Origin of the sequence: Microcoleus sp. Pol12B3, from assembly GCF_036701355.1 — a bacterium.
Taxonomy (GTDB): domain Bacteria; phylum Cyanobacteriota; class Cyanobacteriia; order Cyanobacteriales; family Microcoleaceae; genus Microcoleus.
This window is the reverse complement of the sequence record NZ_JAUBQS010000065.1, coordinates 23,779-34,732: the sequence shown is the minus strand read 5'-3', so window position 1 is coordinate 34,732 and position 10,954 is coordinate 23,779. Positions and strand designations below refer to the sequence as shown.

The 10,954-nt window shown below is 44.2% G+C and carries 10 protein-coding genes and 1 CRISPR repeat array; all 10 genes read right to left on the bottom strand.

Going from position 1 to position 10,954, the window contains the following annotated elements:
- Nucleotides 1-91: 91 nt before the first annotated feature.
- A CRISPR array of direct repeats spans nt 92-1,200; the repeat unit is 36 nt; unit sequence GTTTCAATCCCTGATAGGGTTTTAGGTTGTTTCCGG.
- Nucleotides 1,201-1,453: 253 nt separating this feature from the next.
- The 10 genes from cas2 to QUA53_RS24205 all read right to left on the bottom strand — a co-directional run bounded on the left by cas2 (nt 1,454) and on the right by QUA53_RS24205 (nt 10,861).
- The gene (gene cas2 / locus QUA53_RS24250) at nt 1,454-1,726 is read right to left on the bottom strand and encodes a CRISPR-associated endonuclease Cas2 (RefSeq protein ID WP_333100192.1); all 273 of its coding nucleotides are present in this window, start codon (nt 1,724-1,726) and stop codon (nt 1,454-1,456) included.
- Between the two features lie 16 nt (nt 1,727-1,742).
- Nucleotides 1,743-2,747 (bottom strand): type I-D CRISPR-associated endonuclease Cas1d, encoded by a 1,005-nt coding sequence (gene cas1d, locus QUA53_RS24245; protein ID WP_333100193.1) that lies wholly within the window; start codon nt 2,745-2,747, stop codon nt 1,743-1,745.
- A 22-nt stretch (nt 2,748-2,769) separates the two neighbouring features.
- Complete coding sequence (gene cas4 / locus QUA53_RS24240; protein ID WP_333100194.1) at nt 2,770-3,363, bottom strand: CRISPR-associated protein Cas4; 594 nt, start codon at nt 3,361-3,363, stop codon at nt 2,770-2,772.
- A gap of 351 nt (nt 3,364-3,714) precedes the next feature.
- Complete coding sequence (gene cas6, locus QUA53_RS24235) at nt 3,715-4,551, bottom strand: CRISPR-associated endoribonuclease Cas6 (RefSeq protein ID WP_333100195.1); 837 nt, start codon at nt 4,549-4,551, stop codon at nt 3,715-3,717.
- 127 nt (nt 4,552-4,678) lie between these two features.
- Nucleotides 4,679-5,386, bottom strand: a complete 708-nt coding sequence (gene cas5d, locus QUA53_RS24230) for a type I-D CRISPR-associated protein Cas5/Csc1 (RefSeq protein ID WP_333100196.1) — start codon at nt 5,384-5,386, stop codon at nt 4,679-4,681.
- 5 nt (nt 5,387-5,391) lie between these two features.
- Entirely contained in the window at nt 5,392-6,405 is a 1,014-nt protein-coding gene (gene cas7d / locus QUA53_RS24225) for a type I-D CRISPR-associated protein Cas7/Csc2 (RefSeq protein WP_333100198.1), read from the bottom strand.
- A gap of 44 nt (nt 6,406-6,449) precedes the next feature.
- Nucleotides 6,450-9,716, bottom strand: coding sequence for a type I-D CRISPR-associated protein Cas10d/Csc3 (gene cas10d / locus QUA53_RS24220; RefSeq protein ID WP_333100199.1), 3,267 nt, complete (start codon nt 9,714-9,716; stop codon nt 6,450-6,452).
- On the bottom strand, nt 9,713-10,096 hold the full coding sequence (locus QUA53_RS24215; protein WP_333100200.1) for a DUF5615 family PIN-like protein: 384 nt from the start codon (nt 10,094-10,096) through the stop codon (nt 9,713-9,715). Before QUA53_RS24215 ends, cas10d begins: the two co-directional genes overlap by 4 nt.
- The gene (locus QUA53_RS24210; RefSeq protein WP_333100202.1) at nt 10,093-10,353 is read right to left on the bottom strand and encodes a DUF433 domain-containing protein; all 261 of its coding nucleotides are present in this window, start codon (nt 10,351-10,353) and stop codon (nt 10,093-10,095) included. The genes QUA53_RS24215 and QUA53_RS24210 overlap by 4 nt, the downstream gene beginning before the upstream one ends.
- Nucleotides 10,346-10,861 carry a hypothetical protein gene (locus QUA53_RS24205; RefSeq protein WP_333100203.1) on the bottom strand — a complete coding sequence of 172 codons (516 nt, stop codon included), beginning with the start codon at nt 10,859-10,861 and terminating at the stop codon, nt 10,346-10,348. Before QUA53_RS24205 ends, QUA53_RS24210 begins: the two co-directional genes overlap by 8 nt.
- Nucleotides 10,862-10,954 lie beyond the last annotated feature (93 nt).

Genomic DNA, 10,954 nt, shown 5'->3' with positions numbered 1-10,954 from the left:
ACTCAGTTGTCCTAATCGGTTGATTAGGCTAACCGTCCCTGAGTATTTCTACTCATTTAGGTTAAACGAATCGCACAGGCATAAATTTATAGTTTCAATCCCTGATAGGGTTTTAGGTTGTTTCCGGCTGGTACTACCTACCTAGTTCGGTTCGAGAAGCCCGTCAGAAGTTTCAATCCCTGATAGGGTTTTAGGTTGTTTCCGGCCAGTTACCTACAGCTATCTGTAACTAATATAAGTGTTTCAATCCCTGATAGGGTTTTAGGTTGTTTCCGGCTATCGATTCGGATGCTCTTGACACGGTGTAAGGTTTCAATCCCTGATAGGGTTTTAGGTTGTTTCCGGTTTAGTAAATTCAAGCTGCGAAAGCCAGTAGCGAGGTTTCAATCCCTGATAGGGTTTTAGGTTGTTTCCGGGAGTATTTTTGGAGCCACCGCGACGAATTGAATCGTTTCAATCCCTGATAGGGTTTTAGGTTGTTTCCGGCTTGATTGAGTGCGAGATTGATCCGCTATCAATTCCGTTTCAATCCCTGATAGGGTTTTAGGTTGTTTCCGGTTGAAGAGCTGTAGCGCAAATCGTGAGTATTTGTGCGTTTCAATCCCTGATAGGGTTTTAGGTTGTTTCCGGCTTGATAACGCTGACTCAAAAGCGCGGACTGCGATCGTTTCAATCCCTGATAGGGTTTTAGGTTGTTTCCGGGGATTGATTCTATATCAGGAGGTAATTATGGATGCGTTTCAATCCCTGATAGGGTTTTAGGTTGTTTCCGGATGTGCCAATGTCAATAGGGATTTTAGAAAGATTAAGTTTCAATCCCTGATAGGGTTTTAGGTTGTTTCCGGATAAATTTTTGAAGATTGAGAGTGTGCAGCGCGGGTGTTTCAATCCCTGATAGGGTTTTAGGTTGTTTCCGGCCTTTCTTGGAGAGCGGCCCGTGAGTAGGCTTGGCGCGTTTCAATCCCTGATAGGGTTTTAGGTTGTTTCCGGTTTATCCGTCACACCCGTCACAATCGTTTCTGTCGTTTCAATCCCTGATAGGGTTTTAGGTTGTTTCCGGTTATTGCCTGTGTCAGGCGTTTCACCTACCATGTTTCAATCCCTGATAGGGTTTTAGGTTGTTTCCGGATTTCGGCAAGTTTTCTCACAAAAGATATATACAATGTTTCAATCCCTGATAGGGTTTTAGGTTGTTTCCGGCGCCGGGGTCTGGGAGGCTTGAAATATAAAATTTTCAAGGTTCAGTTGCGTCTGACTGCAATCAATATACCGTTTCAGCCATCGCCCCGTCAAGGGGGCAAAATTCCAATAGACCTCAAACTCTCTCCCACTAAAGCTTTCAGCATTTGCGTCTGACCCGCATGAGGTACAAACCACCGCAAACCCAGTCCTGGTAAAGCTCTGAGCCATTAAAATTCCCCTCTCCGTTCTACACCTACAGCCAGACGCAAAATCAGACCATAAAGATTGTAGTATCGATCGGTGTCCGGCCGCCAATCCGCTCGATCTTGCCCTGACAGCAAGCACACAAATAGTGAAACAGGATGCTGTCTTCTTCCGACTTAATCACCCTATTCAGACGTTGGCGCATCCGGGCGTACTCGGTATCCGTCACGTCGCAATGAAACACCGAATACTGCTTCCATTCCCCATAAGACTTGAGAATATTGTGAATCTTAGTGCGGCGCTTGTCCTCTGATATATCGTAGCAAACCAAAACAAACATAACTTTATTGCCCTCCCTATTTAAGAACCAAAGGCGGATACTTATCAACTTCACCCATCAAATACTTAGCCATCAACCGCCCTTGAATTTCAAAAGCTTCTTGATAACTACACAACTTTTCCATCACTGGATGCTTGAACTTTGACTGTTTCTTTTGTTCGTAAAGTCGCAAAAAATTGTGCAGCGCTTCTTTTGTCAAAGAAACCGCGCCACTCAACGGTTCTGCCGTAAAATCGCTAGGGGAAACTTTCTGCAAATTGATCGCTGTCAACACTACAGCATCAACTACCAAAGGTCGAAATTCTTCCATCAAATCCAGCGCTAAGGAAGGACGCCCATAGCGCTCAAAATGCAAATATCCCAAATACGGATCGAATCCCACAATATTCACCGCACTTTGAACATCGTGCCGCAGCAGAGAATATCCCAAACTTAACAGAGAGTTAACCGGATCTGTAGGCGGACGGCGGCGGCGAACTTCAAAGCTAAATTCCGGCACGCGAATCAGCCGATTGAAGCAGCCAAAATAAGTCGCACTACCCGCCCCCTCTAATCCTCGCAGAGAATTAATATTGGAAGTTTTATCAATAGAGGCGATGACTTGTTTCAATTGGGCGATGGGCTTTTCCAAATCCTGGGGAGAATATTTGCGTTGACATTCTAACAAAGTATTGCGGTAATTTTTGAGCTTTCCCCGTACAAACCCTCTAACTAAATGCACCGCTTGTTCCGATTCCCCAGCCGCTTGCCACTGAGCTTTTCGCACAAAGATATTTTTCGTCATCTCCGGTTCCAACCTCCCCAAATAACGTCCGTTTACTGTCAAAAAACTTAAAGGAATGTGACGTTCCAAAAGTTCCACAACCACAGCCGGCGAAACTGTAGCCCGTCCCAATGCAACAACGCCGTCAATCTTAATTAATGGCACGTCCAACAGATTTTTTTTGTCAGCTTTAACGGTAAGACGTTCGTCTACTTTGCCAATAAAAGCATCTTCTTGAGTAATGTAAACTGTTCCCATTGTGAAATCTCCTATTTGCAGATTAACTTGCTTCTTGATAGCGGTTGACTTTGGCGGCAGCTTGGGGCAGACATTGGGGAAAAAGACTGCATCCCTTACACCGAGAGGTGTAAACTGGTAAAGGGATATTTCCCGATCGCCAAAGAGCACCGACTTTTTCAATAGTTGCGATGGCTTCCTGTCTCAAACCCTCAGAAATCTCGACTAATTGCCGCTGATGCGATTGCGCGTAATACACATATCCAGTCGCAATAGTTTTCCCCGTCATCTCCTCCAAACAAAGCGCTTGGGCGCAAACTTGCAACTCGTCGTTATCCCATTCCCCCTTCCGTCCCCGCTTGTATTCCACCGGATAAATCTCACCCTCAGCCGACTCAATCAAATCCGATTTACCAATCAGCTTGTAGCGCTCGGATTTCAGCCAAATCGCCCGAACCTGCCAAGTTTCATCGCGGTTAATTTCGCCCATCGTGTGAACGCGATCGTGCAAACTCGTGCCTTCAATGGTATACTGATTATCGGTGAATTCTCCAGCGCAAGACATTCGCCAACAGCGGTGAGCGCAATAGGAGTATTGGTTGAGAGTTGCGATCGAAATGTAATCTAAATCGTTCATGTTTTTGATGGTTTGTAGGAGATTGGTAATTGGAATTAATTAGTGATGCCCCAGTCCGCCAGGGGTTGAAACCCCTGTCTCATAGCTAAAGTCGGTTGAAACCGACTGAAGAAGTAATTTAATCATTGACGGGAGCGTCTAAGCCCCAACATGAACTTACCGGTTGAAACCGACTGAAGAAGTAATTTAATCATTGATGAGATTTTGCTCTTATCGGTAACAGTAAGCGCAAAGGTTGAAAGCGACTGAAGAAGTAATTTAATCATTCATACTTGCAGTCCTCTTTAGAGGACTTTAGCTTTGAGGCAGGGGTTTCAACCCTTGCCGGACTATGGGTTTTACGTTCAGTTATCAAGAACTCTTATTAACAACTATTCTTCGAGTCATTCCCATCCCCATCGGAGTTTTCCTCCCCACCCCGCAGTAAACAGCAAAATCAGCCAAAGCATTAATTTGCTTAATCGCTAAAGGCTCCACATCTCCCAAAATCCGATAACTAACCTCCCCAACCATGCCGACAAAATCACTTTGATAGTTAGTCAATCTTTCACTTTTTATATTGACAAATGTCGAAAAAAGTGCATCGAATGACAGATCGGGAATTGCGATCGGGCTGTACTTATTCCACCGACTGAGGAGACTGTTAAAAACGCAGTCTCTAGTAGGAATCACCGAATCAAATTTTCCCTGTCGAAAGGTAGTAGGAGTCGCAAAACTGAAGGCAATTAAACGATTAGTTTCAGAAGCGCGATCGTACAATTGAGAGTAATCGCAAGCATTAGCCCAAGGCTGATCTACTTGGGGCGTTCCGAGAATCTTAGTAATCATCAAATCGGCGGGCCCGAGATGCCACGGCTTCGAGGGATTGAGGTTCAGCCAAAGCTGAGTTAACTTGCCAAATAAAGTGTCATCAAGCAGAGTAATTCGCCACCAACAAAGGGTGTGTTCTGGAATCGGTTCTGTGTGTTCCCATTGCAGGAAATGATGTTTTTTGAAAGGGCATTTTTTAGTTTGCAAAGGGCTGAGGGTGAACGATTTTTGGGCGGTGGCATCGTGGAGGCGATCGCCGAGTTTTTTGTCAACGGAGCTCACGAGGGTGAGGAAGAGGGCGTGCAGGTGTCTTCCGGTGAGGTATCCGGGGGGAATTGGGGCCAGGGGCAGGATGTTGAGGACTAGGCTGTGCGGCATATTGGGTTAATGGTTAAAAGAGGTTTGAATTAGCCGAGAGGTTTTCCCTGGTTTCTCGTTTTCTCATTTCTCATTTCTCGTTCCCAGGTTCTACCTGGGAACGCATTTATAGAGGCTCTGCCTCCTATTAATCGGCCCGAAAGCGGTATTCCATACACGCCGGAATTTTGAGTTTGTCAAACTCGTAATATCGCCCTAGCATTTTGACATTTTGGATGAGGCTAACTGGGGGCATATTAACCACATCGTAGCTAATCACTTGATGGGAAAACATCACATCTAAAGGGTTTAGCAGATAGGGAAAGATGAAGTCGGTTTCTGAGGGCGATCGCTTCACTTCCTTCTGTTCTACAATTTCGACTGCTGCTTTGCTCATCCACTTTCCCAAACGAATCCACTTTGCCAGTTTGAGAGACTTTTCTGAGATTATGAAAAACTCAAATTTGCTTTCCGGCGCAATTTCTTTTGTTCTGCCAAAACTAGGGATATTTTTCTGAGTTTTCTCCATCTCAACGTGATAGTTGTTGTTGGCATATTTCCAAGTGTTAAGAGTAGAGGAGTGAGAAATAGAACGCCCCGGAGTAACATAAATCCCCTGTTGGTTGAGCGCCGTTAAATGCGGCTCGTATTTAGGAACTTGTTCGGGACAGAAATAGCGATAGGAATGTTCTTCAGAAACGGTGGTGGAATAGATTTCGCTATCCACCAAACCGAGGGCGTAACAAAGCGCGTAATTGTGAATTACCGGCTCAGTTTCGTAAAGTCTCCCTATCTCGCGAGTTGCAAAATAAAGGCTATCGTGCAACTCGATTTGACAGCGGTAAATAAAAGCCACGATCTTTACTCCGTAGGTGCAACTGCTTTTTTACCTTTCTTGCCTTTTTCAGAACTCTTTAAGATATGTTTCTGAGCGTAAGCTGTTGATTCTGTATTGGCATGAGTCAGCATTGCTTGCAGTTTAGTTTCATCACTGGAAATCGATTTAACTTCTGCCAAAAGGCTATTAAAAGCTTCGCCGAGAAAATCGCGGTGCGAGATGCACTCTCCATCCATCAGTTCAGAAATTGCTTGATTCGCATGAGTCAAAACATCATCTTCATTGAGAGGATCTGGGGGATTAATTTTGCCCGCAGCGCTCATCAAATCGTAAATTTTTTGAGTCCACCGCAGATTGCTAACAATCTCACCATCAGCAAAAATCACCCCGATCAATTCATTGCGAACTCGACCAGTGCGAGTTGTTTGCGCTCCGTAGTGTCGCGTTCGGAGAATGTTGTTGAAAACGTAGATAAAACCTGTTTCTGTGGGGTCTTTTAGCGTTACAATGCTGGGAAAAAAGACTTGAGGTAAAATGTGGTCTTGGCTGTTAATGCGGCTGGTAACTTCTCCCTGACGGCTCATTGTTCCACTTTCAAATGGTGCATTGAGGGTGAAATTGAGGTGAGAATCGTCGAAGGGAGTAATTGAATAAGCGGTGTCTACGACTACTTTAGATTTCTCAGAACCCGAATCGCCGATCGCAAAACCGTACAAAATACAATCAGGAGTAGTTTTGCTAAAATCGACGTTGTAGTCGCACTTTTCCCAGTCGCCAATTTTGTAATTTCGCAGCAACTCCCGTCCTGTTAAACGTTCTGGTGTAGATTGTTTCCGCTTAAACATTGCTAAACGGCTGATCTGGGTTTTGTCTTCAATTCCAGCACTTACCCTGGCTTTATTCAATTCGCCGTCTGTCTGAAACAGCGGATAAGATTCGGTGACGCGAACGGTGATAAAATGAGCGTATTTTCCCATCGGTTTTGCGGGAATTTCATCATGGAAAAATTTAGAATCGAGGCTGTTCAGAAATTTCATGGTTTGTTTCTCCAGTACAAGTTGATTGCAAAAATGAGGACTATCTAAGCAGATTCTGTTTCTGTTTCGGGAACTTCATCAGGTTCTTCCTGCTTGCGTTCCCTGCGTTCTTTGTCATCTTCCAAGCGATAAAGGTAATCGCAAGTATCCCGAATCAAGTTGAGTTGAGTGCCTGCTAAACGAGCGCGATCGCCTTTTAAACTCCCATCAAAAATCACCTCCACAAAATATTTAGCAAAATCATAAATTGCTTGCCGTTCTTCCTCAGAATTCAAAGCAGGTTTCCACTTCCCATCAACAAAAGCAAGTGTCGGTTTTCCTTCCGCCGCGCGCCGCCGCACGTTATTCATCAGCTTTGATAAACGTCCCCCCACAATATCTGTTAAAGATTCAGTATTGTTGGCTAAAGCTTTGTCAAATTTCAGAATAACGTCAGCAGCTTCGTCAATAGGTTTCAGCACAGCATTAGCTTTCGCATATTGACTTTTTGCCCGATAAAAGCGGCGGTACAGTTCGGTCAGTTCTCGCATTTGATTCACGGTTTTTCCCTCCGGTTCAAAGTAGTAGTAAAAATTTAGGTACAGGCGGATTTTGGCAATGGGTACGGACTCAATTTTGTCTTGTTTTCGCAGCCATTTATTCAGGTAGTGAAAGACATAAAGAGGACTGGTTTCTAAATCGCGTGCTAAATCTGACAATTTCCCCCAGTCGGGATTGCCATCTTTTTTGCGGTTAACTTCTAAGTGAATGCAGTAAGCGGCACTTAGAGCATTTAGCGGTGAAAATTTAGGCAGATTTGATGGCGGAGGCAAAATGCCGTCTAGGCGATATTCATCTTGCTTAATCAGAGAACGAATTGCTTGATGTTCGCCATCAATTACAACGGTTTTTTCAAAATCTGCACCGCTAATAAAGGGCGGTACTGGCGACTCGGATGCAACTGTTTTGACATCGAGAATTAGCGGTAAAGCAAAGGCTAACCAAGTCGGCATTACCCAAGATTCGGTATCTGTGGCATCTTTTCCTGGTGGCAATGCTAGGAAAAAAAAGGTCAGCGGTTGATTGTCGGGATAGCTGATCTTGAAAGTGCGATCGTCTTCTGATTGCAAATTCTCCTGAATCAATAATGAATCAACCTGTTGATAATTGTCAAGGGTAAAATTAGCAATTTGTTTCTCAGTAATCAAATGCTTGCGGATATCAGCATCAAATCTCGTCCTGGCAATCCAACTGTAAGCTTTCTGAAGAAACTTGTTGGTTTCGGGAGTAAAGAAGTAAGCTGGGTAAAGATAGAGATAGCGGTATTTACGCCCTTCAAAGTCTCCTCCCGTGGCATTGGTTTGATTCATCAAAATTTGTCTCAACATGATTTCGATAGACCAAATTGAGCAAATCTGACGCTTGGCAGCTTGCGCGTTAAATAAAATTTGGCGGTTGCTGTAAACTTGGGGAGTAAACAAAGTCGCCGCTTCCATTTGTTCCGTCACAGTGTAAGCCGAACTCGACATCGCACAAACATTTTCGCGTCCTCTCCCTGTAATTTTGGCTGCACTGTAGCGCGCCAATTCTAGTAAAAAAGGATCGGTTTCGGGTTTGACAACTGCCCCCGTCGGCAAGGAAACAATGCGGCTGACATAAGTCCGCAAATCGTTCCAGCCGTCGGGAATTTTAAACTTTTCGGCGATGGGTTTGATGAGAGTGACTGCACATTCAACCATATCGGTTAAAACCGCGCGCACTTGAGTTTCATCTAATCCTTTATTTCGTTCAAAATACTGTGCAGCTAAGTAATACCAATCCAGAGGAACGCCGCCTGTTTTTTTCAGAGATTGAATTGCTTTTAAAGCGGGGATTTGGTCGGCTAAACCTAAATGTTCCGCAAGTTTTTGAGTCAAATCTAATTCCGGCGGGCTTTGCCGTTTAGCTTTGGGCAATTCTTTCTGAGAATCACTCAAGCGTTCCTGCCATTTATTCCAAATGCCCCGAGACAGGATATCCCCAAATTCTGCTAGCCTGTCTATTCGATAATCTTCGGGAAATTCAAGATTCAATTCACCGGGTAAATATCCATCTTTTTGGAAACTTACCAAGCTGTCGCTGCGCTTTTTTGCAGAGGATGCTTTGGTGCTGGTAATTAGTTTGCAAGCTGCTTCGATGCTAACTCCCATGAGTTCGATTATATCAAAAAACAGCCAGTAAAATTCACCAAATTTAAAGCCTTTTCCGTCTCGACTAAATCCTATTGTTTTGAGCTTCAATCTCTCGGCACAAAGGTTCTTGATTTTGGCGATAACTTGGTTAGGAATTTCAGTGGTTTCGATGGCCGGTGCATTGGTTTTAGCTAGATAAACTACACCGTCTGGTAAATACAGCAGCGGTGCATAAAACTCGCTGGGATGAGCGTCCATCAGAGCATTGTTAATGATATTTGTCAATACTCCGCGATTGTCTGAAAGCGAGTGATAGGTAAATTTAAGTTGTCCGTTGCTAAGAGAATTCAAAACTTCAGATAAACCCTTAGCTTCCGCATCGCTGGGATGTTTGATAACTGAGGCGAATAAGTCTGAGAGTCTGACTAAATTGGCTATAGTTCCTCTAATTCTACCATCGAGTTTAGGCTGCAATCCGCGAATTTCAAGACCGCGATCGCTATCATGTTTGACTCCGGCATTGTTGCTCATCCACACAAGATCGTCGATGTGCGATCGCCAATTGTCGCCTAATAAACTATTTAATCCAAGTTGTTGAATTTTGAGAGCAACATAATCGCGTCCAAAATTGGGGGCTTCGTCTTTATGAGGTGGTTTGTCTCGCCAGTCTCGGTTGGCAAATTTTCCCTCTAAATCGTTAGTTTTCAGCCATTTACAATAATCTGGAAACTTATCGAAGTCGTGCAGGATGTACGATGCTACGAACAAAGCTGTTTCTGTTTCACCGCAGTTGCGTTTAACAGGATTGGTTTCAGGTGTATCTGTCTTGAGTTTCTTGAGAATTCGGTAAGTTGGGAATAAGCCGTTAAGCAGGTGAGAAGTAAATGATTGATCGTGTTTGCTGCGCTCGACGTTGTTGCCTTTTGCGCGCATATCTTCTGTAAATTGACCGCCTTTGGCTGTGGCTCCAACTAGCTGCTGAATCAGTTTTGGTAGGACATTTTCGGCGAAAGATGTTAAAAGGCGATCGCCCTGATTTCCTTCTGCTTCTCGAATTGCTTCTTTAAACAGTCGAACTGTCAAAAGTTCGTATTTCGCTGGCGTTTCATTGTCATCATCGTCGGTCGAGTGCAGCCATTTGTAAAGTTCATCTTCATTCATGATTCTGTTTCCTCTGGTTCACTGGGTTGATATTCCTGAATTGCACCCTGTCGAATAATCCACAATTTCCCAAAAACTTCTGCTTGCTCTAATCCGAGGATTAACGTTTCTATTGCTTCTTTCCATTCTGCAAAATTGGCACGAGATGTTAGCCGAATTACCACAATCCCCGCATACTCAGATGGATTAAACCGCATCCGATTGCCAAATCCGCGATCGGCAGTAACTAAACATCTTTCCTCTTGATGGCAAACATTAATAAGTTCGACATCGGAGGCTGAAGTCAAACCTTCACTTGCGACTGTTTCTACGTCATGCCCTGCCAAACGCAAAAAGGTGATAACGCGAACATCGACATTTTCATCTAGCTTTAGCTTCACGTTGCTGCTTCCTCCTTTTTTCCTAATGGAATTTCGGCATAATAATCTCGCGTTACTTCGGCACCGTAAGCAATACAAGCGAATACATCGTCTCTTTCTATGCTGGGATATGCTTCTAGAATTTCCTCAACAGTCATTCCTCCAGCTAGGTAGTCAAGGATTAGGGAAACCCAAATCCGATGGCCGCGAATGCAAGGTTTTCCAAAACAGATATTTGGATCGATCGCAATTCGGGACAGTAAATTATCTCTAGTCATTGGTCTTCCTCCAGGTTTCGCGCAATTCATTTAAACAAATCCACTGGTCATTCTTTTTAACCTCGATGTACTCCCAGCCATTAGCTGAACTACCATTTACTTTTTCTGCCAAGGGACTCGGTTTATCAAAATCTTGTCCGCCGTAAACAATGGTTCCTTTCATGGAGATTTCCAGGCTATTGATATAGTCACGACCTAACTTTTTTGCCACCTCCCGCTTCAGTTTGACTCGCACGGGCATTCCTCGCTTGGTGATACCTGCATCAAATAGCTGAGTCAGCTTGACATGGGAGTTGTCTGCTTTCTCGTCAGAAATCTGACTGGCAAGTGCCAAATCGAGAGTTAACTGAGTTGGTAGTGTCTCCGGTTTACTCGACTGCTGGGGAACGGCTGTTCGATCGGGCTGTGACGGATTGATATTTAGGCGTTTGGGGAGCCATTCGAGAAACGAAGTCCTTAGCAGTTCAGGCATCTGAGAGATGTCGCTGTCGTTGAGATGAATATCCATAAGAAGTCTGTTGAGGTTGTTCCCATCGTGCCATCCTCTCCTGTGAAATGTCAAGTAGTTGCTATAGCCTTATGATGAAAGTGTCGCTATAGC